General features: G+C 68.6%; 26 protein-coding genes and 1 pseudogene. 15 read left to right on the forward strand and 12 right to left on the reverse strand.

Going from position 1 to position 23,208, the window contains the following annotated elements; all coding sequences use genetic code 11:
• The first annotated feature begins 7 nt into the window (after nucleotides 1-7).
• Nucleotides 8-580 carry an AAA family ATPase gene (locus WFQ67_RS01500; protein WP_337056016.1) on the forward strand — a complete coding sequence of 191 codons (573 nt, stop codon included), beginning with the start codon at nucleotides 8-10 and terminating at the stop codon, nucleotides 578-580.
• Nucleotides 581-589: 9 nt separating this feature from the next.
• Here the strand turns inward: WFQ67_RS01500 and WFQ67_RS01505 are convergent, their stop codons facing one another.
• Nucleotides 590-1,255: a glutathione S-transferase family protein gene (locus tag WFQ67_RS01505; protein WP_337056017.1), complete on the reverse strand. Its 666-nt coding sequence runs from the start codon at nucleotides 1,253-1,255 to the stop codon at nucleotides 590-592.
• Nucleotides 1,256-1,391: 136 nt separating this feature from the next.
• Between WFQ67_RS01505 and WFQ67_RS01510 the strand changes: the two genes are divergently transcribed.
• The 4 genes from WFQ67_RS01510 (at nucleotide 1,392) to WFQ67_RS01525 (ending at nucleotide 5,805) form a co-directional block, all read left to right on the forward strand.
• Nucleotides 1,392-1,682, forward strand: coding sequence for a hypothetical protein (locus WFQ67_RS01510; RefSeq protein WP_337056018.1), 291 nt, complete (start codon nucleotides 1,392-1,394; stop codon nucleotides 1,680-1,682).
• Nucleotides 1,683-1,760: 78 nt separating this feature from the next.
• The gene (locus WFQ67_RS01515; RefSeq protein ID WP_213627656.1) at nucleotides 1,761-2,546 is read left to right on the forward strand and encodes a substrate-binding periplasmic protein; all 786 of its coding nucleotides are present in this window, start codon (nucleotides 1,761-1,763) and stop codon (nucleotides 2,544-2,546) included.
• A gap of 72 nt (nucleotides 2,547-2,618) precedes the next feature.
• The gene (locus tag WFQ67_RS01520; RefSeq protein WP_111261169.1) at nucleotides 2,619-2,870 is read left to right on the forward strand and encodes a TIGR02647 family protein; all 252 of its coding nucleotides are present in this window, start codon (nucleotides 2,619-2,621) and stop codon (nucleotides 2,868-2,870) included.
• An 88-nt stretch (nucleotides 2,871-2,958) separates the two neighbouring features.
• On the forward strand, nucleotides 2,959-5,805 hold the full coding sequence (locus tag WFQ67_RS01525; protein ID WP_337056019.1) for a class I adenylate cyclase: 2,847 nt from the start codon (nucleotides 2,959-2,961) through the stop codon (nucleotides 5,803-5,805).
• 27 nt (nucleotides 5,806-5,832) lie between these two features.
• Here the strand turns inward: WFQ67_RS01525 and rnk are convergent, their stop codons facing one another.
• The 4 genes from rnk to WFQ67_RS01545 form a co-directional block, all read right to left on the reverse strand.
• Complete coding sequence (gene rnk, locus WFQ67_RS01530; protein ID WP_213627652.1) at nucleotides 5,833-6,240, reverse strand: nucleoside diphosphate kinase regulator; 408 nt, start codon at nucleotides 6,238-6,240, stop codon at nucleotides 5,833-5,835.
• A 144-nt stretch (nucleotides 6,241-6,384) separates the two neighbouring features.
• Complete coding sequence (locus WFQ67_RS01535; RefSeq protein WP_213627650.1) at nucleotides 6,385-6,582, reverse strand: DUF1289 domain-containing protein; 198 nt, start codon at nucleotides 6,580-6,582, stop codon at nucleotides 6,385-6,387.
• Nucleotides 6,563-6,895, reverse strand: coding sequence for an iron donor protein CyaY (gene cyaY / locus WFQ67_RS01540; protein ID WP_111261173.1), 333 nt, complete (start codon nucleotides 6,893-6,895; stop codon nucleotides 6,563-6,565). The genes WFQ67_RS01535 and cyaY overlap by 20 nt, the downstream gene beginning before the upstream one ends.
• A 10-nt stretch (nucleotides 6,896-6,905) precedes the next feature.
• Complete coding sequence (locus WFQ67_RS01545; protein WP_173176739.1) at nucleotides 6,906-7,949, reverse strand: AraC family transcriptional regulator; 1,044 nt, start codon at nucleotides 7,947-7,949, stop codon at nucleotides 6,906-6,908.
• A gap of 151 nt (nucleotides 7,950-8,100) precedes the next feature.
• Here WFQ67_RS01545 and lptM point away from each other — a divergent pair, with 151 nt between their 5' ends.
• Genes lptM through WFQ67_RS01575 form a run of 6 tightly spaced genes read left to right on the forward strand, consistent with a single transcriptional unit; the run spans nucleotide 8,101 to nucleotide 12,673 of the window.
• Complete coding sequence (lptM, locus tag WFQ67_RS01550; RefSeq protein WP_173176741.1) at nucleotides 8,101-8,229, forward strand: LPS translocon maturation chaperone LptM; 129 nt, start codon at nucleotides 8,101-8,103, stop codon at nucleotides 8,227-8,229.
• A 10-nt stretch (nucleotides 8,230-8,239) separates the two neighbouring features.
• Nucleotides 8,240-9,487 (forward strand): diaminopimelate decarboxylase, encoded by a 1,248-nt coding sequence (lysA, locus tag WFQ67_RS01555; RefSeq protein WP_213627648.1) that lies wholly within the window; start codon nucleotides 8,240-8,242, stop codon nucleotides 9,485-9,487.
• A gap of 4 nt (nucleotides 9,488-9,491) precedes the next feature.
• Nucleotides 9,492-10,322, forward strand: a complete 831-nt coding sequence (gene dapF, locus WFQ67_RS01560) for a diaminopimelate epimerase (protein ID WP_173176745.1) — start codon at nucleotides 9,492-9,494, stop codon at nucleotides 10,320-10,322.
• A 13-nt stretch (nucleotides 10,323-10,335) separates the two neighbouring features.
• Nucleotides 10,336-11,037: a DUF484 family protein gene (locus WFQ67_RS01565; RefSeq protein WP_213627644.1), complete on the forward strand. Its 702-nt coding sequence runs from the start codon at nucleotides 10,336-10,338 to the stop codon at nucleotides 11,035-11,037.
• Nucleotides 11,038-11,072: 35 nt separating this feature from the next.
• Nucleotides 11,073-11,972, forward strand: a complete 900-nt coding sequence (xerC, locus tag WFQ67_RS01570) for a tyrosine recombinase XerC (protein WP_263152011.1) — start codon at nucleotides 11,073-11,075, stop codon at nucleotides 11,970-11,972.
• Nucleotides 11,969-12,673 (forward strand): HAD family hydrolase, encoded by a 705-nt coding sequence (locus WFQ67_RS01575; RefSeq protein WP_213627642.1) that lies wholly within the window; start codon nucleotides 11,969-11,971, stop codon nucleotides 12,671-12,673. Before xerC ends, WFQ67_RS01575 begins: the two co-directional genes overlap by 4 nt.
• A gap of 59 nt (nucleotides 12,674-12,732) precedes the next feature.
• On the opposite strand, the gene sutA is transcribed toward WFQ67_RS01575, so the two are convergent.
• The 4 genes from sutA to glnK all read right to left on the reverse strand — a co-directional run bounded on the left by sutA (nucleotide 12,733) and on the right by glnK (nucleotide 15,459).
• Nucleotides 12,733-13,056: a transcriptional regulator SutA gene (gene sutA / locus WFQ67_RS01580; protein WP_111261181.1), complete on the reverse strand. Its 324-nt coding sequence runs from the start codon at nucleotides 13,054-13,056 to the stop codon at nucleotides 12,733-12,735.
• 76 nt (nucleotides 13,057-13,132) lie between these two features.
• Entirely contained in the window at nucleotides 13,133-13,558 is a 426-nt protein-coding gene (locus WFQ67_RS01585) for a secondary thiamine-phosphate synthase enzyme YjbQ (protein ID WP_111261182.1), read from the reverse strand.
• 208 nt (nucleotides 13,559-13,766) lie between these two features.
• Nucleotides 13,767-15,086, reverse strand: coding sequence for an ammonium transporter (locus tag WFQ67_RS01590; RefSeq protein ID WP_111261183.1), 1,320 nt, complete (start codon nucleotides 15,084-15,086; stop codon nucleotides 13,767-13,769).
• A 34-nt stretch (nucleotides 15,087-15,120) separates the two neighbouring features.
• Complete coding sequence (gene glnK, locus WFQ67_RS01595) at nucleotides 15,121-15,459, reverse strand: P-II family nitrogen regulator (protein ID WP_003457590.1); 339 nt, start codon at nucleotides 15,457-15,459, stop codon at nucleotides 15,121-15,123.
• A 409-nt stretch (nucleotides 15,460-15,868) separates the two neighbouring features.
• Between glnK and WFQ67_RS01600 the strand changes: the two genes are divergently transcribed.
• The 3 genes from WFQ67_RS01600 to WFQ67_RS01610 all read left to right on the forward strand — a co-directional run bounded on the left by WFQ67_RS01600 (nucleotide 15,869) and on the right by WFQ67_RS01610 (nucleotide 18,560).
• Nucleotides 15,869-16,132, forward strand: a complete 264-nt coding sequence (locus WFQ67_RS01600; protein WP_213627638.1) for an accessory factor UbiK family protein — start codon at nucleotides 15,869-15,871, stop codon at nucleotides 16,130-16,132.
• 34 nt (nucleotides 16,133-16,166) lie between these two features.
• On the forward strand, nucleotides 16,167-17,663 hold the full coding sequence (locus WFQ67_RS01605; protein ID WP_337056020.1) for a YifB family Mg chelatase-like AAA ATPase: 1,497 nt from the start codon (nucleotides 16,167-16,169) through the stop codon (nucleotides 17,661-17,663).
• A 90-nt stretch (nucleotides 17,664-17,753) separates the two neighbouring features.
• Nucleotides 17,754-18,560 (forward strand): TlpA disulfide reductase family protein, encoded by an 807-nt coding sequence (locus WFQ67_RS01610; protein ID WP_213627633.1) that lies wholly within the window; start codon nucleotides 17,754-17,756, stop codon nucleotides 18,558-18,560.
• Nucleotides 18,561-18,633: 73 nt separating this feature from the next.
• Here WFQ67_RS01610 and WFQ67_RS30300 read toward each other — a convergent pair whose 3' ends face one another.
• The 3 genes and pseudogenes from WFQ67_RS30300 to WFQ67_RS01620 form a co-directional block, all read right to left on the reverse strand.
• Nucleotides 18,634-19,494 carry a methyl-accepting chemotaxis protein gene (locus WFQ67_RS30300; protein WP_420803764.1) on the reverse strand — a complete coding sequence of 287 codons (861 nt, stop codon included), beginning with the start codon at nucleotides 19,492-19,494 and terminating at the stop codon, nucleotides 18,634-18,636.
• A pseudogene (locus WFQ67_RS30305) lies at nucleotides 19,489-20,610 on the reverse strand (Cache 3/Cache 2 fusion domain-containing protein); the annotation flags it as partial. The gene WFQ67_RS30300 and the pseudogene WFQ67_RS30305, both read right to left, overlap by 6 nt.
• A 150-nt stretch (nucleotides 20,611-20,760) precedes the next feature.
• Nucleotides 20,761-21,681: a LysR substrate-binding domain-containing protein gene (locus WFQ67_RS01620; RefSeq protein ID WP_173178530.1), complete on the reverse strand. Its 921-nt coding sequence runs from the start codon at nucleotides 21,679-21,681 to the stop codon at nucleotides 20,761-20,763.
• A 137-nt stretch (nucleotides 21,682-21,818) separates the two neighbouring features.
• Here WFQ67_RS01620 and WFQ67_RS01625 point away from each other — a divergent pair, with 137 nt between their 5' ends.
• Entirely contained in the window at nucleotides 21,819-23,207 is a 1,389-nt protein-coding gene (locus WFQ67_RS01625; RefSeq protein ID WP_337056022.1) for a NorM family multidrug efflux MATE transporter, read from the forward strand.
• The last annotated feature ends 1 nt before the right edge of the window (nucleotide 23,208 follow it).

The raw sequence follows: 23,208 nt of genomic DNA on the forward strand, positions 1-23,208 counted from the left end.
GATGCCCATGCAGGACCACACCCCCGACACCTGGCCGACGCATGTCGGCCAGCGTATTTCCATCGTCGGCTGCTCGGGCTCGGGCAAGACGCATCTGGCGCGCCGCCTGGCCTCGCGCCTGGGCTGCCCGCACATCGAGCTCGACGCGATCTTCCACCAGCCCGGCTGGCAGCCCCTGCCCCGCGCCGAATTCCGCGCGCGGGTCGAGGCCGCCCTGCAAGCACCGCGCTGGATCGTCGAAGGCGCCTACTCGGCGGTGCGCCCGTTGACGCTTTCCCGTGCCGACACGGTGATCTGGCTCGACCTCCCGCGCCCGGTCGTGATGCGCCAGGTCATCGCCCGCACCCTGGGCCGCCTGCTGCTGCGCAAGACGCTCTGGAACGGCAACCGCGAACGCCTGCGCAACCTGCTGAGCCTGGACCCGGAGCGCTCGATCATCCTCTGGACCTGGACCCGCCACGCGGTCTACCGCGCGCGCTTCGCCGCCGAGCAGCAGGACCCGGCCAACGCCGGGGTCCGCTTCATCCGGCTGGGGTCGCGAGCGGAACTCGACGCCTGGCTGGACAGCCTGCCCGGCTGAAGCCGGGCCTCAGCCCCGCGCGCGGGCCTTGACCGCCTCGAGGAAGCCGGGCATCTCCCGCGCCTTGTCGGCGGCGATGCGCTGCACATGGGCTTCGGCGCCGAGCTTGGCCAGCAGCGCACGGGCGCCGGGCAGATCCGCCAGCAGGTCGGTGGCGAACAGCTTCTGCGCCACCTCGCAGGCGAGGTCGATGCTGTAGAGGAAATACAGGTCGGCGAAGCTCATGGAGTCGCCCGCCACATAGGGCGCGAAGCGACCGTGACGCGCCAGCGCGGCGACCCCGGCCAGCAGCTCGGCCTTGCCCTTCTCGAGGATCGCCTCCGGCAGCGGCATGCCGAAGAAGGCCTGTGGATAACAGCTGCGCGCCGGCAGCTCGATGTACAGCTCGATCTCACGGACCAGCGCACGGACCACGCCACGCTGGTAGGGGTCGGCCGGCAGCAGCGGACGCTGGGGGAAGCGTTCTTCCAGGTATTCGAGGATGGCGCCGGTCTCGTTGATGAAGCCCTGCTCGGTCTCCAGCACCGGTACCTTGCCGCGCGGGCTGATGGCGAGGAACGCCGGCTCCTGGCTGCCATGGACCAGCACTTCCTCGAAGGGGATGCCTTTGGTCAGCAGCGCCAGCTTGACCATGTTGTAGTAGTTGCTGACGGAAAAACCGTGGAGCTTGAGCATGGGGGCCTCCTGGCCGTGCGGGGTGGGCGTCCGTTCTTATAGACCCGCCCACCCGGGCCGCGCCAGCAGGATCAGGACAGTGAATGGAGGGGCACGCCGTGGCACACTGCGTGCCTGCACAACGAGGAGAAGCGCCATGAGCGAGCACGACGACAGCGAAGAAGCCTTCGCCGAGGAAACCCTGATCGAGGCCATCGAGAACCAGCTGGAAGCCGACAACCCGCCGGCAGCCAAGGCCACCCTGAACAAGCTGACCCTGGTGGGCTACGAGCGCGAGGAGAGCGTCCAGCTCATGGCCCTGGTGCTGGCTCGGGCGATCGGCCGCCTGGAGCAGGACCAGCCCTTCGACCTGGCCTGGTACGAAGCCGCCCTCAGGGCGCTGCCCGAGCTGCCGGACGACAGCGACGAAGACGACGAGGAAACTTGATCCACGCCGGGATCACCCGTCGCAACAGGCCCTAGCATCGCGCCACCCCACCCGAGCGTCGTCGAGGTCCAGGCCCCCATGAGTTCGAGCCCGCTGCGCATCACCCGCCTTGCTCGCCGAGCGCTCTCCGGCCTGCTGCTCCTGCTGGCCGCAGGCGTCCATGCCGAGCCGTTGCAGATCGGCGCCGAGGACGACTGGTACCCCTTCACCGCGTTCCGCGATGGCGCTGTGCGCGGCATGTCTGCGGAGATCGTGCTGGCCGCCTTCGCCGCCGTCGACACCCCGGTGGAGCTCGTGCCCTATCCCTACTCCCGCTGCATGCAACTCGCCCTCCAGGGCAAGCTGGCGGGCTGCTTCAACACCGCGCCGGACGCACGTATCGCCGAGGCCTACCAGTTGCCGCGGCACCCGTTGTTCCGCGACGACATCCTGCTCTGGTCGCGTGTCGACCGGGCCACCCCGGTGGTGGACCTGCAAGGCCTGGAGGGCGCGCGGGTGGCCGTGACCATCGGCTACGAGTACGGCGCCCGCTTCGATGCCCTGCGCACCCTGGAGCGGGTGCCGGTGCGCAAGGACCTCAACGGCTTCCTGATGCTGCAGCACGGCCGCGTCGACTACGTGGTGGCCTACCGCGCCACCACCGCCGAGCTGCTGCGCGAGCACCCCGAGCTCGCCGGCAGCTTCCAGGCCGTGGGCACGGTGCACCAGCCGGAGCTGTACCTGTCGTTCTCGCGCAGCGCATCGCGCGCCGGCTGGCTGCTGCAGCGTTTCGACAAGGGTATGCAGCGCATCCAGGAAGACGGTCGCTACCAGGCGATCCTCGACCGCTGGCAATACGGCGAGGCGATCTACCCGGCAGACTGAGCCCGGCCTACTACACTGATCCGTCACACCCGCCCGCACGAAGGCGGGCCCACCAGAAGCCCAGGAGTCACCATGTCGTATACCCCCGAGCTGATCGCCGAACTGGAACTGCTGACCCTGTTCAACCTGGACAACACCCAGGAGGGACTCAAGGTGCACAACAACGCCTCGTCCAAGGTCATAGGCGCGGTCACCCGTCTCCACCAGAAGAAACTCATCACCCAGCCCGATGGCGGCTACCTCACCAGCCTGGGGCTGGACGCCGCCGAACACGCCCAGAGCCTGCTCACCATCCTCACCACCGAGCCCGTCCATTCAAGCTGAAACGCGTCCGCGCCGATAACCCGGGCACAACCCTGCCCGGCCGCTTCGCCGGCTGGTAGGCTGTGCCCATCCACCCGGCAGAAGCTCCATGACGCGCACCCAGGAAATCCGCCCCGACATCGATGACGGCATCGACCGCAAGGTCCTCGCGCAGCTGCGCGCGCGCTTCCTCAAGGTCAACGGCGGGCGCCTGGAACGCGCCATGCAGGGCCTTTCCACGCGCCAGCAGCTGGTGCTGCGCCTGTTGCCGCTGCTGTTCCACGTCAACCATCCGCTGCTGCCCGGCTACGTGTCCGGGCAGACGCCTGCGGGCCTGTCCAACTACGAGCCCGACGACGAGGTGCTGGCCGAAGTCCAGCGCCTGACCCGCTCCTTCGCCTACAAGGCACGCCGGGGCAACCCGCCGATGCCGATCCACGGCCTGTTCCTGATGGGCAGCCTGGGCACGGTGGCGCAGGCCGAGCAGAGCGACATGGACCTCTGGGTCTGCCACGCACCGGACCTGTCCGCCGCCGAGGTGGCCGAACTGCGCCGCAAGTGCGAGCAACTGGAAACCTGGGCCGCGACCCAGGGCACCGAGGCGCACTTCTTCCTCATCGACCCCCAGCGTTTCGTGGTCGGCGACCGCGAAACCCAGCTCACTTCCGACGACTGCGGCACCACCCAGCACTACCTGCTGCTGGACGAGTTCTACCGCACCGCCATCTGGCTCGCCGGGCGTACGCCGCTCTGGTGGCTGGTGCCGGTCTACGAGGAAGGGCGCTACGCCGAGTACACCGAGAAACTGCTGTCACGCCGCTTCATCCGTGCCGAGGAGGTGCTGGACCTGGGCCACCTGGCGCACATCCCGGTGGGCGAGTTCATCGGTGCCGGCATGTGGCAGCTGTTCAAGGGCATCGAGTCGCCCTACAAGTCGGTGCTCAAGCTGCTGCTCACCGAGGTCTACGCCAGCGAGCACCCACGGGTGCACTGCCTGTCGCTGCGCTTCAAGCACGCCGTCTACGCCAACCACCTCGACCTCGACGAGCTCGACCCCTACATAGTCGTGTACCGCCGCCTGGAGGAATACCTGACGGCGCGCGGCGACCGCGAGCGCCTGGAGCTGATCCGCCGCTGCCTCTACCTCAAGGTCAACAAGAAGCTCAGCCGCCCACCGCGCAACCGCCGCAAGAGCTGGCAACGCCTGCTGTTCGAGCGCCTGACCCGCGAGTGGCAGTGGGATGCGCGGCAGCTGGCCATGCTCGACAGCCGCAGCCAGTGGAAAGTGCGCCAGGTCGGCGCCGAGCGCCGCGCGCTGGTCAACGAGCTGACCTACAGCTATCGCTTCCTTTCCGAGTTCGGCCGCAGCCAGCACGCCATCAGCTCGCTCAACAGCCGCGACCTCGGCGTGCTCGGCCGGCGCCTCTATGCCGCCTTCGAACGCAAGGCCGGCAAGGTGGAATTCATCAACCCCGGCATCGCCCCGGACCTGGCCGAGGACACCCTGACCCTGGTGCAGTGCCCCAGCCCGGAGGCCCAGGGCGAGACCCAGTGGGCGCTCTTCCCGGGCAGCCTGAACGCCCAGGAGTGGCGCGACTTCGCGCCGATCAAGCGCGCCCACGAGCTGATCGAGCTGCTCGCCTGGTGTCACCGCAACGGTGTGATCGACCCCAGCACGCGCCTGTCCCTGAACCCCGGCACCAGCGACCTGTCCGAGTTCGAGCTGTCCAACCTGATCGCCAGCCTGCAGCAGTGCATTCCGCTGCCGCTGCCGCCGGTGGGCGAGGCCGCGCTGCTGCGTGCCAGCGCGCCCAGCGAGGTGCTGCTGCTGATCAACGTCGGCGTCGACCCGCTCAAGCAGCACAGCCAGATGAACGTGCACATGACCACCGAGCGCACCGACTCCCTGGGTTACTCCGGCGTGCGCGACAACCTGGTGCTGACCATCGACCAGGTCACCCTGAACAGCTGGAACGAGCTGCTGGTGACCCGCTACGACGGCCCCTTCGCCCCGCTGGACTGCCTGCGCGACTTCCTCAACGCGACGCCTGCGGACATGCAGCCGAACCTGCGCGTGCGCTGCTTCTGCCGCAACCGCGCCCAGGCCATCGCCCAACGCGTGGAAGAGCTGTTCCGTGACGCCCTGGCGCACCTGGGCAGCCCCGACACCACCCGCTACCTGCTGCAGGTCCGCCAGCAATACCACGTACTGGAGCTGCTGCCCGGGCAGGTCAGCCACACCGCCCTGGATGACCTGCCGGCGCTGCTGGAACACCTGGGCGAGGACCTGCCGACCTACAGCCCGCTGTTCCTCGACCGCTACGCCCTGGAAGGCGAGGACCTGGCGCTGATCCTGCCGCTGGGCCGGCCGAACTGCATCCAGGTGTTCTTCCGCCAGGACGGCGAGAGTGCCGAACTGACCCTGCTCGACGAGCACAACGCCCTGTGGCGCCAGCGCCAGCCGTTCCGCGACCAGCAGAGCCTGCTCACGCCGCTGCAACGCTTCCTGCAATCGGTGCTCTACCGACGCAACGCCCTGCTGCCCCTGGACAGCCCGACGCCACCGAGCGACCTGGAGATCCTCTATTACGAAGTGCTGCCCTCACCCCCGCAGCGCGCGCAGCAGGTCGAGCGCCGCGCCGCGCCGCAGGCGCCGGTCAGCCATCCGTTCTACGACGTGCAGGCGATCGTCGAGCCGCTGGACGCGGATCGCGTCCACGTCACGCTCTATTGCAACCATCGGGAATTCTCGGAACTGGAATACGGCGGCGAGCTGTTCGCCTCCGTGGCCCGGCACATCCTTTCGCAGCGCAGCGAGGCCGAGCGTTACCCCTGCTACATCACCGACCTGGACCTGTCGCGGGTCCTCGGCGAGGGCCATGCGCAGACGGTTCATTACCTGCGCTACAAGGCCGAGCTCGAAAAGCAGCTCAACCAGGCGCTGAACAAGGCCTGACCGCCGGGGAGGCGGCCAGGTCGTCGATCAGCGATCGTACTCGCCAGCCGCCTCGGGCTGGTACTCGACCGCCAGCAATTGCAGCTTGAGGGTCTTGCCACCCGGGGCCGGCCAGTCGATGTGCTGGCCCACGGACAGGCCGAGCAGCGCGCTGCCGATAGGCGCGAGGATGGAGACGGTGCCTTCGCCACCGGCGTCCTGCGGGTAGACCAGGGTCAGGTGGTAATCCTTGCCGCTCCCCTCTTCACGACAGTGCACGCGGGTATTCATGGTCACTACGCCCGGCGGTACCTCCTCGTGGCCCACCACCTGGGCGCGAGCGAGCTCCCGCTCCAGCGCCTCGGCGCCGGGGCCGAAGTCCTCCAGTTCATCGAGCAGACGCTCCAGTCGCTGCAGGTCGAGGCGGGTGATGATGATCGAGGGTTGAGTGGTCATGGCAAATCCGAAACTCCTGAATCCTTGGCTCAAAAAAGCGAAACCCCGCCCGGAGGCGGGGTTTCAGATCTGTGAGCCGATGCGTTCGAGCACCGGCCCGACCGACACTACGTCAGTGCGGGCGCTGTTGGCAAGACCGGGCGGTCAGCGGGCACGTTGGCGCACGCGCCGAGCAGCCTGCTCGCGGATCTGCCGGCGACGTTCATCGCCTGCTTCGTTCCACTCCAGGATCTCACCCAGGGTGCGTCCGCATCCGACGCAAACGTCGGTGTCGTCCAGGCAGCACCTGCGGATGCAGGGCGAGGCCTGCGGAGCGGGTTCGTCAGAGCTCTTCGAACTCAAGTTCTTCACCGGATTGCTCGCGGGTCACGCGGCCCAGCAGTTCGCCCAGGGGCTCCTCGCTGGTGTCGCAGATCCACAGGCCGGCGGCCTCGTCGTAGTCGAAGTGGAAACCGCCGGAACGCGCCGCCACCCACAGCTGGCGCAGCGATTCCTGGCGGCTGAGGATGACCTGGGTGCCGTTCTCGAAACGGATGGTCAGGACGCCTGCGCTGTTCTCCAGGTCGACGTCCAGGTCGCTGCTGTCGAAGATATCTTCGATGGCTTCCTGAGCGGCATCGATCAGATCGTGGAAACGCGCTTCGCTCAAACTCATTGGGGGCTCCTCAGGGAAAGGGTGACAAATGGCGCCGGTACTCGCCGGGGCTCTGCCCGGTCCAGCGACGGAAGGCTCGGGCCAGCGAACCGGGCTCGCTGAAACCGACGAAGAAGGCGATATCGGCGAGTTCCAGCGCCGGATCGCGCAGATAATGCAGCACCAGCTGCTGGCGCGTCTCGTCCACCAGCTGGCTGAACGACAGGCCGGCCTCGCGCAGGCGACGCTGCAGTGTACGCGGACTCAGCGCCAATGCCTCGGCCAGGCGCTCCAGGTCGGGGCCCTGCTCCGACAGCTGGCCGGCGAGGATGACCCGGGCCCGGTCGAGCACGCTGTTGCCCCGGTTGATCTCGCCAAGCAGGCGATCGGCGTAGGCATCGAGCATCTGCCGCACCTGGGCATCGGCCTGGCCGAGGGGAGTGGCCAGCAGGCGACGGGGGAAGACCAGCGCGTTGTCCGCCTGGCCGAACAGCACCGGGCAGCGGAAGATCCGCTGGTACTCGGTGAGATCGGCCGGCGCGGCATGCTGGAAACGCACCTCGGTGGGCGGGATGTCCAGGCCGCTGATCCAGCGCCCGAAAGTCACCCAGCCGGCGAGGGACTCCTCCGCCACCTGCTCGCGCTGCTGCGGCAGCAAGGGTTCCCAGCTATGCACCACCAGCGGCTCATGGCCCGGGCGCTCCGGCTCGTCGGCCAGGTCGACCCGCCCCAGGTTGCCCACCAGCGCCGCATAGCGCGCCTGGCGGTGCAGGGCATCGGCCAGGGTCGCGCAGCTCATCAGCAGGTAACCGAGCACACCGTAGTAGCCGGGCCGCACCGCTTCACCCAGGTGCAGGCCGAGGCGCGTGTCGCCGGTCAGGCGGATGCCCTGGGCGAGCAGCTCGAGGTAGGCGCTGGCGGCAATGCGCTGGTCGCGCTGGCCGAGGATGGCCGGGGTCAGCTGGACGTGCGCCAGCAGCTCGGCAGGCTCGATGCCCTGGCGCGCCAGGTGATCGACCAGGCCTTGCAGGTAGGCCACCGAAACCGAGCTGGCCAGCGGGGTGGATAGGTCCATTCGGCCTCCGTTTTTGGGCGCCAATCCTAGGCCCGTGGAGGGCCTATTGGCTAGCCGCAAGCCACGTCCGGCGGGTTTTCCGGCGCATAGGCAAGGCGCCGGGCGGTCGGTATACTCCCGGGCAATTCACGCTTTCTTCAAGGATTTCGCCATGAAGCGACTGCTCACCCCTTTCGTCGCGCTCGTCGCCGTTGCCTGCCTGCTCGCCGGTTGCGGCCAGAAGGGCCCGCTGTATCTGCCGGACGAATCCAAGCCGTCTTCCGCCGAACATTCGCACTGAGGGGGCGCTGATGGACGCCTTCACTTACCGCGACGGTGAGCTGTTCGCGGAGGGCGTGGCGTTGTCCGCCATCGCCTCGCGCTTCGGCACGCCCACCTACGTCTACTCCCGCGCCCATATCGAGGCGCAGTACCGCTCCTATGCCGATGCCCTGTCGGGCGTCCCGCATCTGGTCTGCTATGCGGTCAAGGCCAACTCCAACCTCGGCGTGCTGAACCTCCTGGCGCGCCTGGGCTCGGGCTTCGACATCGTCTCCAGCGGCGAACTGGAACGCGTGCTCGCCGCCGGTGGCCGCGCCGACCGCATCGTCTTCTCCGGCGTCGGCAAGAGCCGTGACGACATGCGCCGCGCCCTGGAAGTGGGCGTGCACTGCTTCAACGTCGAGTCCACCGAGGAGCTCGAGCGCCTGCAGGTCGTCGCTGCCGAGATGGACATGCAGGCCCCGGTCTCCCTGCGGGTGAACCCCGATGTGGACGCCGGCACCCACCCCTACATCTCCACCGGCCTGAAAGAGAACAAGTTCGGCATCGCCATCGAGCAGGCCGAGGCCGTTTACCTGCGCGCCGCCTCGCTGCCGAACCTGGACGTGATCGGTGTCGACTGCCACATCGGCTCCCAGCTGACCACGCTGCCGCCCTTCCTCGATGCCCTCGACCGCCTGCTGGCGCTGATCGACCGCCTCGCCACCCAGGGCGTGCACATCCGCCACCTGGACCTCGGCGGCGGCCTGGGCGTGCGCTACAAGGACGAGCAGCCGCCGGTCGCCGGCGACTACATCAAGGCCGTGCGCGAGCGCATCGCCGGGCGCGAGCTGACCCTGGTCTTCGAACCGGGCCGCTACATCGTCGCCAACGGCGGCGTGCTGCTGACCCAGGTGGAATACCTCAAGCACACCGAGCACAAGGACTTCGCGATCATCGACGCGGCCATGAACGACCTGATCCGCCCGGCCCTGTACCAGGCCTGGATGGACGTGGTGCCGGTCGAGCCTCGCGATGGCGAGAAGCGCCGCTACGACCTGGTCGGCCCCATCTGCGAGACCGGCGACTTCCTCGCCAAGGACCGCGAACTGGCGCTGGCCGAAGGCGACCTGCTGGCCGTGCGCTCCGCCGGTGCCTATGGCTTCGTCATGAGCTCCAACTACAACACCCGCGGCCGCGCCGCCGAGGTGCTGGTGGACGGCGAGCGGGCATACGAGGTCCGCCGTCGCGAGACCGTCGAGGAACTCTACGCCGGCGAAAGCCTGCTACCGGAGTGAACCCATGCTGCTGCGTTTCACCAAGATGCACGGCCTGGGCAATGACTTCATGGTCCTCGACCTGGTCAGCCAGCACGCGCACATCCAGCCCAAGCACGCCAAGCAATGGGGCGATCGCCACACCGGCATCGGTTTCGACCAGCTGCTGATCGTCGAGGCGCCGACCAACCCGGACGTCGACTTCCGCTACCGCATCTTCAACGCCGATGGCTCGGAGGTCGAACAGTGCGGCAACGGCGCCCGCTGCTTCGCCCGCTTCGTGCTGGACAAGCGCCTGACGGTGAAGAAGCAGATCCGCGTCGAGACCAAGAGCGGGATCATCGAGCTGGACGTGCGCGCCGATGGCCAGGTCCGCGTCGACATGGGCCCGCCCCGCCTGGCGCCCCAGCAGATCCCCTTCGTCGCCGACGCCGAGGCACTGAGCTACGCCGTCGAGGTCGACGGTCGCCAGGTCGAGCTGGCCGCCCTGTCCATGGGCAATCCCCATGCGGTGCTGCGGGTCGACGACATCGGCAGCGCCCCGGTCCACGAGCTGGGCCCGAAGATCGAGCACCACCCGCGCTTCCCGCAACGGGTCAACGTCGGCTTCCTCCAGGTCATCGACCGCCACCAGGCGCGCCTGCGCGTGTGGGAGCGTGGTGCGGGGGAAACCCAGGCCTGTGGCACCGGCGCCTGCGCCGCCGCGGTCGCCGCCATCCGCCAGGGCTGGATGGACTCGCCCGTGCAACTGGAGCTGCCGGGTGGCAAGCTGTCCATCGAATGGGCCGGCCCCGACCAGTCCGTGATGATGACCGGACCCGCCGTACGCGTGTACGAAGGGCAGGTCCGCCTATGAGCGAGCAGCGAGCATGAGTGACAAGCACCAGGAACCGCCTCAGCACCTCGAGGCCGAGACGGTCGCCGCCTACCTGCGGCACCACCCGGAGTTCTTCGTCGACCACGAGGAGCTGATCCCCGAACTGCGCATCCCGCACCAGCCGGGCGAGGCCGTCTCCCTGGTGGAGCGCCAGGTCAAGCTGCTGCGCGAGCGCAACATCGAGATGCGCCATCGGCTCTCGCAGCTGATGGACGTCGCCCGGGACAACGACCGGCTGTTCGACAAGACCCGCCGCCTGGTGCTCGACCTGCTCGACGCCGGCACCCTGGAAGAGGTAGTCAGCGCGGTGGAAGACAGCCTGCGCCACGAGTTCCAGGTGCCCTTCGTCAGCCTCATCCTGTTCAGCGACAGCACCCTGCCGGTAGGCCGCAGCGTCACCAGCGTGGAAGCGCAACAGGCCGTCGGCGGCCTGCTGGTCGCCGGCAAGACCATCTGCGGCGTGCTGCGTGCCCATGAGCTGGAATTCCTCTTCGGCAAGGAAGAGGGCGCCAAGGTCGGCTCCGCCGCCGTGGTCTCCCTCAACCACCAGGGCCAGCACGGCATCCTGGCCATCGGCAGCCATGATCCGCAGCACTACAAGAGCTCACTGGGCACCCTGTTCCTCGGCTACATCGCCGAGGTCCTGGCCCGTGTGCTGCCCCTCTTCGCCTCCCCGCTGCGTTCGGTGAGGTAGGCGGCGGGCGACGGCACAGCGGCAGGAGTAGACGGATGAACGCCGATCTGGACCGCTACATCGAGCACCTGCGCAGCGAGCGCCAGGTTTCCCCCCATACCCTCGACGGCTACCGTCGCGACCTGGGCAAGGTTGTCGCCCTGTGCGAGGCCTTCGCCGTCGCCGACTGGTCCGCGCTCGACCCACGCACCCTGCGCAGCATGGTCGCCCGGCTGCACCAGCAGGGGCAGTCGAGCCGCAGCCTGGCACGCCTGCTCTCCGCGGTACGGGGGCTCTACCGCTACCTGGTACGCGAAGGCGTCTGCCGCCACGACCCGGCCAGCGGGCTCAGCGCGCCCAAGGGCGAGCGCCGCCTACCCAAGACCCTCGACGCCGATCGCGCCCAGCAGCTGCTGGACGGCGCGGTCGAAGACGACTTCATCGCCCGCCGCGACCAGGCGATCCTTGAACTGTTCTATTCCTCCGGCCTGCGCCTGTCCGAGCTGGTGGGCCTGAACCTCGACGGCCTCGACCTGGCCGACGGCAGCGTGCGCGTGCACGGCAAGGGCAACAAGGTGCGCGAGCTGCCGGTCGGACGCATGGCCCGGCAGGCGCTGGAACGATGGCTGCCACTGCGCGCCCTGGCCAACCCGCAGGACGGCGCCGTGTTCATCGGCCGCACCGGGCGCCGCCTGGGGCCGCGCGCCATCCAGTTGCGCGTGCGCGCCGCCGGGGTGCGCGAGCTGGGCCAGCACCTGCATCCGCACATGCTGCGCCACTCCTTCGCCAGCCACATGCTGGAGTCGTCCCAGGACCTGCGCGCCGTGCAGGAATTGCTCGGCCACGCGGACATCTCCACCACGCAGATCTACACCCACCTGGACTTCCAGCACCTCGCGGCGGTCTATGACAAGGCCCATCCCCGGGCCAAGCGGAACAAGGCGAGCGACGAATGAGCATCCAGCTGATCACCTTCGACCTCGACGACACCCTCTGGGATGTCGCCACCGTGATGCACGGCGCCGAGGCGGCGCTGCGCGAGTGGCTGGCGCTGCAGGCACCGAAGCTGGGCCCGGTGCCCATCGAGCACCTGTGGGCGATCCGCGCGCGGCTGCTGGCGGACGAGCCCGGGCTCAAGCACCGTCTCAGCGAGCTGCGCCGGCGCATCCTCTTCCATGCACTGGAAGAGGCCGGTTATCCCCGTGACGAGGCGGGCACCCTGGCCAGCCGCGGCTTCGAGGTCTTCCTCGAGGCACGTCACCGCATCGACCTGTTCCCCGAGGTGCACCCGACCCTGGAGATTCTCGCCAACCGTTATCGCCTGGCGGTGATCACCAACGGCAACGCCGATGTGCGCCGCCTGGGGCTGGCCGACTACTTCCAGTTCGCCCTGTGCGCCGAGGAGCTGGGCGTCGGCAAGCCCGACCCGCACCCCTTCGAGCAAGCCCTGAAGCGCGCCGGGGTCGCGGCCGAGCGGGCGGTCCACATCGGCGACCACCCCAGCGACGACATCCACGGCGCACGCAACGCCGGGATGCGCGCCATCTGGTTCAACCCGCAGGGCAAGCCCTGGGAGGGCGAGACCGATCCTGACGCGGAGATTCGCAGCCTGGCGGAACTGCCAGCCCTGCTGGGCCGCTGGAACACCCCGGGCTGAGTAACCGGCGCCCATGAAAAAGCCCGCTGAAAGCGGGCTTTTTCATGGGGCGACGAACCTCAGATGGGACGGCTGCCGTACTTGCTGTCGGGCTTCTTCGGCGGGTCGGCGACCACGTTGGGCTCGACCTCCTGCACCTTGCCGCCACGCGCCAGGAATTCCTCCATGGCCCGTGCGAGCGCATCGCGCTCCTTCTGCTTGGCTTCGATGCTCGGCAGTTCCTCGACCTCTACCGCCGCCTTCTTGCTCTTGCCGGCAGGCGCGGGGGATTCACTGTCGCTTTCGCTGTCGCCGTCGTCGCTGTCTTCGGCTGCGGCGAGCTCCTCGCCCTCATCCTCGTCGGATGCCTCGAGCTCGTCTTGTTCCAGATCTTCGTCGCTCATGTTCTACCTCTTGTCTTGCCAAAGCAGGTTAGTTATAGCCCAGCCGCGCCAGCGCGCTAACGCCACTGGAAAAAAATCAGATCGCCTCGCCATTGAGCGTGGCGACTACCCGGCGTGCACCGCCATGATCGCGATGTTCCCCCAGGTAGATGCCCTGCCAGGTCCCCAGCGCGAGCCGCCCTTCCTGTATCGGCAGCGTCAGCTGGCAGCCCAGCAGGCTCGACTTGAAATGCGCCGGAAGGTCATCCGGGCCTTCGTAGTCATGTTCGTAGCCACCTTCCCCCTGGGGCACGAGGCGATTGAAGAATCGCTCGAAATCGCGCCTCACGGAGGGGTCGGCATTCTCATTGACGGTCAGTGATGCCGATGTGTGCTGCAGCCACAGGTGCAACAGACCGACACGACAGCGTCGCAGTTCCGGCAAGTTCGCAAGCAGTTCATCGGTCACCAGATGAAAGCCCCGCGGTCGCGCGCCAAGGGTGATCAGTGTCTGCTGCCACATGCGCATCTCCCGCTGCGAAGTCGTCCGGCGCGCATTCTAGCGCGGCTCCAGAAAAAGCAAAGGGCGCCTTGCGGGCGCCCTTCGTGGCTCGTGTTGCAATCTCTGCCGACGCCGCGTGGCGACGGCAACCTCGAGCGAGCCAGGGCCCCAGGTCCGGCGGCACCGGGCCGCCGCGGATCGGCCCGGCACTGGGGCCGGGCCTCGTCGCTTACAGGTTGTAGCCGCGCTCGTTGTGCTGCGCCAGGTCGAGGCCTACGGTCTCTTCCTCTTCGCTTACACGCAGGCCGATCACCAGGTCCAGGACCTTGAGGATCACGAAGGTCACGACAGCGGTGTAGATCACGGTGAAGGCGACGCCCTTGAACTGGATGAACACCTGGCTGGCGATGTCTTCGACGGTGCCGAAGCCACCCAGGGCCGGGGCCGCGAACACACCGGTCAGCAGCGCGCCGATGATGCCGCCGATGCCATGCACGCCGAAGGCGTCCAGGGAGTCGTCGTAGCCCAGCTTGCGCTTGAGGCTGGTGGCGCTGAAGAAGCACAGGACGCCAGCGGCCAGGCCGATGATCAGGGCACCCATCGGGCCGACGGTGCCGGCGGCCGGGGTGATGGCGACCAGGCCTGCGACCACGCCGGAAGCGATGCCCAGGGCGCTCGGCTTACCGTGGGTCAGCCATTCGGCGAACATCCAGCCCAGGGCGGCGGCGGCGGTGGCGATCTGGGTCACCAGCATGGCCATGCCGGCGGTGCCGTTGGCGGCGACCGCGGAGCCGGCGTTGAAGCCGAACCAGCCGATCCACAGCATGGCGGCGCCGACCAGGGTGTAGCCCAGGTTGTGCGGGGCCATCGGGGTGGTCGGGTAGCCCTTGCGCTTGCCCAGAACCAGGCAGGCCACCAGGCCGGCGACACCGGCGTTGATGTGCACCACGGTGCCGCCCGCGAAGTCCAGTACGCCCCAGTCCCACATCAGGCCACCGTTGCCGCTCCACACCATGTGGGCGATCGGCGCGTAGACCAGGGTGAACCAGATGGCCATGAAGATCAGCATCGCGGAGAACTTCATGCGCTCGGCGAAGGCACCGACGATCAGGGCCGGGGTGATGATGGCGAAGGTCATCTGGAAGGTGATGAACACGCTTTCAGGGAAGGCGGAGGTCAGGCTGTCGACGGTCAGGCCGGACAGGAAGGCCTTGCCGAAGCCACCGACGAAGGAGTTGAAGTTGACGACGCCCTGTTCCATCCCGGTGGTGTCGAAGGCCAGGCTGTAGCCGTAGATGACCCAGAGGATGCTGATCAGGCCGGTGATGGCGAAGCACTGCATCATCACCGAGAGGATGTTCTTGGAACGCACCATGCCGCCGTAGAACAGCGCCAGGCCGGGGATGGTCATGAACAGCACCAGCGCGGTCGCGGTCAGCATCCACGCGGTATCACCACTGTTCAGCACGACCTCGTCGGCGGCCATGGCCAGGCCGGGGGTGACGAGGGACAAAAGGGCTCCTAGCCCTGCGGCTTTACGCAGAGTCATGTTGTTTTCTCCTGGGGCGTTGGGGTTCGGAGGCTTAGATCGCGTCTGTGCCGGTTTCGCCGGTACGGATACGGATGGCCTGTTCCAGATTGACGACGAAGATCTTGCCGTCACCGATCTTGCCGGTGTTGGCTGCCTTGGTGATGGCCTCGATCACGCGATCCAGCTGATCGTCGGCGATGGCGACATCGATCTTCACCTTGGGCAGGAAATCGACCACGTATTCCGCGCCACGGTACAGTTCGGTGTGACCCTTCTGGCGACCGAAGCCCTTGACCTCGGTAACGGTGATGCCCTGCACGCCGATCTCGGACAGCGACTCGCGCACGTCATCGAGTTTGAACGGCTTGATGATGGCAGTGACTAGCTTCATGAAACTCTCTCCCGTATTGGTGGACTTGCCCCAGGAAAAACGAACCCGGCTCAAGTCTAAGCGCAGTGTCTGGCTTTGTAACGCGTCGAACCGCCCTGGCTCGGCCACTTCGAACGCAAACCAACCGCTTCCGGCGAAACACTCCCCCGCCTCGCCCGACACACCGGTACTGCATCGGTGCATGCGTCATGAGCCCTAAAGCAGAAAGCTTGCCAGCTCCGTCAAAAGCGCTTCTTTTCAAGCAGATACTGGCCGTATGCCCCCTCGGTGCCCGTTGCGGCACCGGCGACACGCACCAACTTGGCGCAGCGGATGATCGGTCGTTGCTCAAAAATCGTGCGCCGTCCATCCGGATCGGCCTGCCACCGCCCGTGGTAGACTGCGCACCGCCTGTCCATGGAAGTCCATCATGCTGCCGCCCAAAGCCCTGCTAGACGCCCTCGGTGCCCACGCCTCCCGCCTGTTCAACGGTGATACCCCGCTGCCGCGCGCCGAATTCGAAACCCAGTTCAAAGCCCTGCTGCAGAGCGCCTTCAGCAAGCTCGACCTGGTCAGCCGCGAGGAATTCGACAGCCAGATGGCCGTCCTCGCCCGTACCCGCGCCCGCCTCGAGGCCCTGGAAGCCAAGGTCGCCGAGCTCGAAGCCACGCCGACACCGCCGCCGACCGAATGACCCGGCGGCCGGTGACAGCGATCAAGGAGTGATCATGTCCCTGGCCCTCGTCCACAGCCGCGCCCAGGTGGGCGTGGAAGCGCCGGCCGTCACGGTCGAGGCGCACCTGACCAACGGCCTGCCCTCGCTGGCCCTGGTCGGCCTGCCGGAGACAACGGTGAAGGAGAGCAAGGACCGCGTCCGCAGCGCCATCCTCACCAGCGGCTTCGAATTCCCGCTGCGCCGCATCACCCTCAACCTCGCTCCCGCCGACCTGCCCAAGGACGGAGGTCGCTTCGACCTCGCCGTCGCGCTCGGCATCCTCGCCGCCAGCGGCCAGGTGCCGGCCTCCAGCCTGGAGATGCTCGAGTGCCTGGGCGAGCTGGCCCTCTCCGGCGCCGTGCGCCCGGTCCAGGGCGTGCTGCCGGCCGCGCTCGCCGCCCGCACCGCCGGACGCACCCTGGTGGTGCCACGGGAGAACGCCGAGGAAGCCAGCCTCGCCAGTGGCCTGCGGGTGATCGCCATCGGCCACCTGCTGGAGCTGGCCGCGCACCTGAACGGGCAGGCGCCCCTCGAACCCTTCGTTTCCGCCGGCCTGCCCGACCAGGCGGCCTCCTACCCCGACCTGATCGAGGTGCAAGGCCAGGTGGCGGCCAAGCGCGCCCTGCTGGTGGCGGCGGCGGGGGCTCACAACCTCCTGCTCTCCGGGCCGCCGGGCACCGGCAAGACGCTGCTCGCCAGCCGCCTCCCGGGCCTGCTACCCCCCTTGCAGGAGCAGGAGGCGCTGGAAGTCGCCGCCATCCACTCGGTGGCCAGCCACGCCCCGCTGGATGCCTGGCCCCTGCGCCCGTTCCGCCAACCGCACCACAGCGCCTCCGGCCCCGCCCTGGTGGGCGGAGGCAGCAAGCCAAGGCCCGGCGAGATCACCCTCGCGCATCAGGGCGTGCTGTTCCTCGACGAGTTGCCCGAGTTCGATCGCAAGGTGCTCGAAGTGCTCAGGGAGCCCCTGGAAAGCGGCGAGATCGTCATCGCCCGCGCCAACGACCGTGTGCGCTTCCCCGCACGCTTCCAGCTGGTCGCCGCGATGAACCCCTGTCCCTGCGGCTACCTGGGCGACAGCGCCAACCGCTGCCGCTGCACGCCCGAACAGATCCAGCGCTACCGCGCCAAGCTCTCCGGCCCGCTGCTCGATCGTATCGATCTGCACCTGACCGTCGCCCGCGAAGCCACGTCGCTGGACGACCCGCTTCCCGGTGGCCAGGACAGCGCCAGCGCCGCCGCCGAGGTGGCCCGCGCCCGCCAGCGCCAGCTCGATCGCCAGGGCTGCGCCAACGCCTTCCTCGATCTCCAGGGCCTGCGTCGCCATTGCCCGCTGCCCGAGGAGGACCGCCGCTGGCTGGAGGGTGCCTGCGAGCGCCTCGGCCTGTCGCTGCGGGCCGCACACCGCATCATCAAGGTCGCCCGCACGCTCGCCGACCTGGAAGACACCGAGGCCGTCGCCCGCCACCACCTCGCCGAGGCACTGCAGTACCGTCCCTCCTCGGAGCCCTGAGCCGGCAAAGCAGGGAAACACTTGCACCCAGGCGCCCGCCGGAGCCGATGGCATACTGCGGCCCCACCCGCCCAGCCCCGGTCCCGTGCGATGAACAGCCTGCAACTCGGCCCCCTGGCCATTTCCTCCGCACAAGCCCTGTTCTACCTGGGCTTCTTCGCCGCGCTCGCCTGCGGCTGGTGGCAGGGCCGCCGACGCGGAGGCAATCCCGAGCCCGTGCTGTTCGCCATGCTCTTGGCCGGCGTGCTGGCGGCGCGACTCGCCTTCGTCGCCCTCTACTTCGCCGAGTACCGCACCGAACCCTGGCGCATGCTGGACATCCGCGATGGCGGCTTCCTGTTGCTTCCCGGGCTGGCGATGGCAGCGCTGGTGGGGTTCCTGCATGCCCGCCGCCAGCCGGCCGTGCGGCGCCCGCTGGGCATCGCGCTGCTGGTGGGCGCCCTGCTCTGGGGCGGCGGCAGCGCGGTGATCGCGGCACTCGAGCGTGGCCGGCAACTGCCGGAGGTGGCGCTGACCGACCTGGCGGGCAAGCCCGTCGACCTGCGCGAACGGGATGGCCGCCCGCTGGTGGTCAACCTCTGGGCCACCTGGTGCCCGCCCTGCCGCCGCGAGATGCCGGCCCTGCAGGCGGCGCAGAAGGCCCGGCCCGACCTGCGCTTCGTGCTGGTCAACCAGGGCGAGAACCGCGAGCAGGTGCAACGCTTCCTGCGGGAGCAGGGCCTGGACGTGCAGGACGTACTGATCGACGGCAGCAACCGCTTCGGCGCCCTGACCGGCTCCTACGGCCTGCCGACCACGCTGTTCTATGACCGCAAGGGGCGCCTGCTCAAGAGCCACATGGGCGAGCTGTCCAGCGCCAGCCTGAGCCGGGCGCTCGAGGACCTGGCCGGAAAATGAGCGCCGGCACGACCGGCCCCCATGAAAAAGGCGCCCCGAGGGGCGCCTTTTCTCATTGCGGTGAAACCGGGGCCTAGCGGAAGCGCCCCACTTCCTGGCGCAGCTCCTCGGCCAGGCGATCCAGCTCCTGGGCGGTCTGCGCCAGGTTGGCGACCACCTCGCGCTGCTCGCTGTTGGCCAGGGCGATGCTCTGCAGGTTGCTGCTGAGCAGGGTCGCGGTGCTGCTCTGCTCCTGGGTGGCGGTGGTGATGGCGGCGAACTGCTCGCCGGCGGCGCTGCTTTGCTGGGCGATCTGCGCCAGGGCAGCGGCGACCTTGGCGTTGCGCGCGAGGCCGTCCTGCATCAGCGCCTTGCCGTGCTCCATGGTGCTGATGGCGCTGGCCGTCTCGTCCTGGATGCTGCCGATCATGCTGGAGATCTCGGTGGTCGCCTCGCGGGTGCGGGCAGCCAGGTTGCGCACCTCGTCCGCCACCACGGCGAAACCACGGCCCTGCTCACCGGCCCGGGCCGCCTCGATGGCGGCGTTGAGCGCCAGGAGGTTGGTCTGGTCGGCGATGGCGGTGATCACGCCGACGATGCCGCCGATCTCCTGGGAGCGCTGGCCGAGGGTGTTGATCACTTCGGCGGTGCCGTTGAGGGCTGTGGATATCTGTTCCAGCGCCGCCGAGGCCTCGCCCATCGAGCTCTGGCCGATGCGCGTCTGCTGGGCGTTGTCACTGGCCAGGCGCTCGGTGGCGCGCATGTTGTCGGCGATGTTCAGCGAGGTGGCGCTGAATTCCTCCACCGCACCGGCCATGCTGCTGATCTCGCCGGATTGCTGCTCCATGCCTTCATAGGCACCGCTGGAGAGCCCGGACAGCACCTGGGAACGGCTGCCGACCTGCTGCGCCGAGCTGCGGATGTGCGCCACCATGGTCGACAGTGCCTCGCCCATCTGGTTGAAGCTGCGCGCCAGCTCGCCGATCTCGTCGTGGCTGGAAACATCCAGGCGCACGCTGAGGTCGCCCGCACCCAGTGCCCGGGCCTGTTCCACCAGCTCGCCCAGCGGGCGCAGGCGCTTGCGCAGCAGCCAGATCACCGCCGCCACCGCCAGCGCCATGGCCAGCAGGCTGCCGAAGGCCAGCTGGCCGCCGACGCTCCAGGTGACCTCGCGGATCTCCGCCTTGGGCATGCTCGCCACCACCTGCCAGGGGCCGTCGGCGAACGGCACGGCGACGCTGAAGAAGTCCTGCGCGCCGTCATTCCAGAAACGGCCATGGCCGGACTCGCGGGCCAGCGCGGCGAGGGTGTCGCCGATGGCCTCGGGGCGGTGCACGCCGGCCGGGGTCACCAGCCACTTGCCGGCTTCGCCCATCAGCGCCAGGGAGCCGGTCTTGCCGATGCGGAAGCGCTGCAGGTTGGCGAACTGGGCGTTCTGCGCGTCGGTGTAGTCGAAGCCGACGAAGAGCACCGCGATGACCTGGCCGCCGCTGTCGCGCACCGGCGTGTACTGGGTCATGTAGTAGCGATCGAAGAGCAGCGCCCGGCCCACGTAGTTCTGCCCGGACAGCAGGCGCTGGTAGGCGGGGTGGGCGTGGTCGAGCACGGTGCCGATGGCGCGGTTGCCGTCCTGCTTGTTCAGCGAGGTGGTGATGCGCACGAAGTCCTCGCCATCGCGGACGAACACCGTGGCGACACCGGCGGTGAGCTGGCGGAATTCGTCCACCAGGGTGAAGTCGTTGTTCAGCGCCTGGCCGTTGAGGTACAGGGCCGGCGGGTTGAGCGCGGCGACCGGCACGCGCTCGTCGGCATGCAGGGTGACGCCACTGGCGAAGCGCTGCTCGAACAGGCTGGCCAGGCGCTGGGTGCTCTCGCGCAGGCTGCCGTGGAAGGTGCTCAGCTGGTCGGCGAGCAGGCGCGCTTCGCTGGCCAGGTGCTCTTCACGGGTCGCGATGTTGGCCTGGTCGAGGGAACGCAGGGCGAAGAGCGTGCTGCCGCTGATCAGCAGCACGAGGATGAGGGCGAGGGCGGCGGCGAGCTGCCAGGCGATTCGTGACCTGGGCGGGTTCATGGGGTTTTCTCCAGTATTTTGCAGGCAAGGCTGGCGAGGAACTTCTGTGGCTCCTTCGGCGGGCGGCGAGAATACTTGACCGCCCTAGTGAGGTATAGGACGCATCTGCTCAAAGCACCGGAAAAATCTGTAAGCAGACGCCACGCGGTTCTAGCGTTTGAATTCCACCGCCGGCAGGCGCATGGCCGCCACCTCGGCCAGCAGGTAGTCGCGCAGGCGACGCAGGCGGTCCTGGCCGCTGCGTACCTTCGGCCAGACCAGGTGGTAGCTGTCGCCACTGGGCACCGCCGTGGGCCAGGGCAGGCCGATGCGGCCCTGCTCCACATCCTCGGCGACCATCACCAGGTCGCCGATGGAGACGCCGTAACCCCGCGTGGCGGCGACGATGCCCAACTCCAGGGTGTCGAACACCTGCCCGCCCTTGAGCGGGATGTCCTGCTCCAGCCCCATCGCCTGCAGCCAGCGCCGCCAGTCACGCCGGTCCGGCGTCGGGTGCAGCAACTCGGCCTGCTTCAGCCGTGCCAGGTCCCAGGGCCCGTCGGCGGCGGCCGAGGCCGCGCTCACCGGGATCAGCCACTCGGCGAACAGCTCGACGCTTTCCCACTCGTCGCTGAAGCCGCCGCTGCTCAGCAACACCGCGCAGTCGAAGGGCTCGTGGTTGAAGTCGACCTTGTCGACGTCCATCCAGGCACTGGTCAGCTGCACCTCCACGTCCGGGTTCTGCAGGCGGAAGCGCGACAGCCGGGCGAGCAGCCAGCGCATGGTCAGGGTCGAGGGTGCCTTGAGGCAGAGGATGCTGTCGTCGACCCGCAGGGTGGCGCAGGCACGTTCCAGGGAATCGAAGCCCTCGCGCAGGCCGGGCAGGATCATCCGTGCCGGCTCGGTGAGCTGCAGGTTGCGCCCCTTGCGCTCGAACAGGCGGCAGGCGAAGTGCTCCTCCAGGGTCCGGATGTGGCGGCTCACCGCGCTCTGGGTGATGGCCAGCTCCTCGGCGGCACGGGTGAAGGAGGCGTGGCGCGCCGCGGCTTCGAAGGCACGCAGGGCGTAGAGCGGTGGCAGGCGGCGCGTCATGATGAACCCACTCATGAGTCAGAGTCATGGAAGGCATCATTTTTTTCCCTTTGTGGCGCGGATTCAAGCGCTGGAGAATCCATCGTCCCTGGCCCGGTGCGTTTTCGGGCTCCGCTCCCCACAAGTGACCCAGACTCATGCCACAGCAGATCCGCTCCGAACTCCTGGCCATTCTCCGCCTCGCCGGCCCGCTGATCGCGGCGCAACTGGCCAACGTGCTGATGGTGTTCACCGACACGGTGATGATGGGCCTGCTCGGCCCGGCGGAACTGGCCGCCGGCGGCCTGGGGGCGGCGAGCTATTCCTTCGTCTCGATCTTCTGCGTCGGCGTGATCGCCGCCGTGGGCAACCTGGTCGCCATCCGCCATGGCGCGGGCGACAGCGCCGGGGCGGCGCGCCTGACCCAGGCCGGCCTCTGGCTCGGCTGGGGCCTGGCCCTGGGCGCCGGGCTGCTGCTGTGGAACCTGGGCCCGCTGCTGGCCCTGTTCGGCCAGGAGGCGCACAACATCGAGGGCGGCATGCGCTTCCTCTCCACCCTGGTGTTCGCCCTGCCCGGCTACATGACCTTCATGGCCCTGCGCGGCTTCACCAGCGCCATCGGCCGTCCCGGGCCGGTGATGGCCATCAGCATCGGCGGTGCGCTGGCCAACTTCGCCCTCAACTACATGCTCATCCATGGCTGGTTCGGCTTGCCGCCACTGGGCCTGGCCGGCATCGGCCTGGTCACCGCGCTGGTGATGAGCGCCATGGCGGCGCTGCTGGCCTGGCACGTGACCCGCCACCCGGCCTACGCCGCCTATTCCCTGCGCCACGGCCTGCTACACCCACGCCTGGACGACCTGCGCGAGCTGCTGCGCCTGGGCCTGCCCATCGGCGGCACCTATGCGGTGGAGTCCGGGCTCTTCGCCTTCGCCGCGCTGTGCATGGGGGCGCTGGGCAGCCTGTCGCTGGCGGCGCACCAGATCGCGATCATGTCCGTGTACGTCGCCTTCATGGTGCCGGTGGGCATCTCCTACGCGGTGACCTTCCGCATCGGCCAGCACTTCGGCGCCGGCCGCCTGGAGGACGCGCGCCGCGCCGGGCGCCTGGGCATCGCCGTGGGCGCCGGCTGCATGCTGAGCTTCGCCGCGCTGTTCTGGCTGGCGCCGGAATGGGTGGTGGGGCTGTTCCTCGACCGCACGGCGGGCGAGTACCAGGAAGTGGTCGCCCTGGCCGTGAGCCTGCTGGCCATCGCCGCGCTGTTCGAGCTCTTCGACGGCATCCAGACCATCGCCATGGGCGCCATCCGAGGGCTCAAGGACGCCAAGACCACCTTCCTCGTCGGCCTCGGCTGCTACTGGCTGGTGGGTGCCCCGGCGGCCTGGCTGCTGGCCTTCCCGCTCGGCATGGGCGCCCAGGGCGTGTGGTGGGGGCTGGCTTCGGGGCTGGCCTGCGCGGCGGTCGGGCTGACCCTGGGCTTCGAATGGAAGACCCTGCGCATGCTGCGCCCGCAGGTGCCGCTGGCCGGGGCCTGCGAGGCCGGCTGAG

Origin of the sequence: Pseudomonas sp. USHLN015, assembly GCF_037153275.1 — a bacterium.
Lineage (GTDB): Bacteria > Pseudomonadota > Gammaproteobacteria > Pseudomonadales > Pseudomonadaceae > Metapseudomonas > Metapseudomonas tohonis.

Coding starts and splice junctions, on each gene's coding strand:
- WFQ67_RS30300 (WP_420803764.1), bottom strand. CDS start 19,494: ATGGGCGAGGCACTGTCGACCATGGTGGCGCACATCCGCAGCTCGGCG.
- WFQ67_RS01610 (WP_213627633.1), top strand. CDS start 17,754: ATGAACAGCCTGCAACTCGGCCCCCTGGCCATTTCCTCCGCACAAGCC.
- WFQ67_RS01585 (WP_111261182.1), bottom strand. CDS start 13,558: ATGTGGCAGCAGACACTGATCACCCTTGGCGCGCGACCGCGGGGCTTT.
- WFQ67_RS01515 (WP_213627656.1), top strand. CDS start 1,761: ATGAGTTCGAGCCCGCTGCGCATCACCCGCCTTGCTCGCCGAGCGCTC.
- WFQ67_RS01590 (WP_111261183.1), bottom strand. CDS start 15,086: ATGACTCTGCGTAAAGCCGCAGGGCTAGGAGCCCTTTTGTCCCTCGTC.
- WFQ67_RS01575 (WP_213627642.1), top strand. CDS start 11,969: ATGAGCATCCAGCTGATCACCTTCGACCTCGACGACACCCTCTGGGAT.
- WFQ67_RS01620 (WP_173178530.1), bottom strand. CDS start 21,681: ATGACGCGCCGCCTGCCACCGCTCTACGCCCTGCGTGCCTTCGAAGCC.
- lptM (WP_173176741.1), top strand. CDS start 8,101: ATGAAGCGACTGCTCACCCCTTTCGTCGCGCTCGTCGCCGTTGCCTGC.
- rnk (WP_213627652.1), bottom strand. CDS start 6,240: ATGACCACTCAACCCTCGATCATCATCACCCGCCTCGACCTGCAGCGA.
- WFQ67_RS01520 (WP_111261169.1), top strand. CDS start 2,619: ATGTCGTATACCCCCGAGCTGATCGCCGAACTGGAACTGCTGACCCTG.
- WFQ67_RS01600 (WP_213627638.1), top strand. CDS start 15,869: ATGCTGCCGCCCAAAGCCCTGCTAGACGCCCTCGGTGCCCACGCCTCC.
- WFQ67_RS01510 (WP_337056018.1), top strand. CDS start 1,392: ATGAGCGAGCACGACGACAGCGAAGAAGCCTTCGCCGAGGAAACCCTG.
- WFQ67_RS01565 (WP_213627644.1), top strand. CDS start 10,336: ATGAGTGACAAGCACCAGGAACCGCCTCAGCACCTCGAGGCCGAGACG.
- WFQ67_RS01500 (WP_337056016.1), top strand. CDS start 8: ATGCAGGACCACACCCCCGACACCTGGCCGACGCATGTCGGCCAGCGT.
- WFQ67_RS01525 (WP_337056019.1), top strand. CDS start 2,959: ATGACGCGCACCCAGGAAATCCGCCCCGACATCGATGACGGCATCGAC.
- sutA (WP_111261181.1), bottom strand. CDS start 13,056: ATGAGCGACGAAGATCTGGAACAAGACGAGCTCGAGGCATCCGACGAG.
- dapF (WP_173176745.1), top strand. CDS start 9,492: ATGCTGCTGCGTTTCACCAAGATGCACGGCCTGGGCAATGACTTCATG.
- glnK (WP_003457590.1), bottom strand. CDS start 15,459: ATGAAGCTAGTCACTGCCATCATCAAGCCGTTCAAACTCGATGACGTG.
- WFQ67_RS01545 (WP_173176739.1), bottom strand. CDS start 7,949: ATGGACCTATCCACCCCGCTGGCCAGCTCGGTTTCGGTGGCCTACCTG.
- WFQ67_RS01605 (WP_337056020.1), top strand. CDS start 16,167: ATGTCCCTGGCCCTCGTCCACAGCCGCGCCCAGGTGGGCGTGGAAGCG.
- cyaY (WP_111261173.1), bottom strand. CDS start 6,895: ATGAGTTTGAGCGAAGCGCGTTTCCACGATCTGATCGATGCCGCTCAG.
- WFQ67_RS01625 (WP_337056022.1), top strand. CDS start 21,819: ATGCCACAGCAGATCCGCTCCGAACTCCTGGCCATTCTCCGCCTCGCC.
- lysA (WP_213627648.1), top strand. CDS start 8,240: ATGGACGCCTTCACTTACCGCGACGGTGAGCTGTTCGCGGAGGGCGTG.
- xerC (WP_263152011.1), top strand. CDS start 11,073: ATGAACGCCGATCTGGACCGCTACATCGAGCACCTGCGCAGCGAGCGC.
- WFQ67_RS01505 (WP_337056017.1), bottom strand. CDS start 1,255: ATGCTCAAGCTCCACGGTTTTTCCGTCAGCAACTACTACAACATGGTC.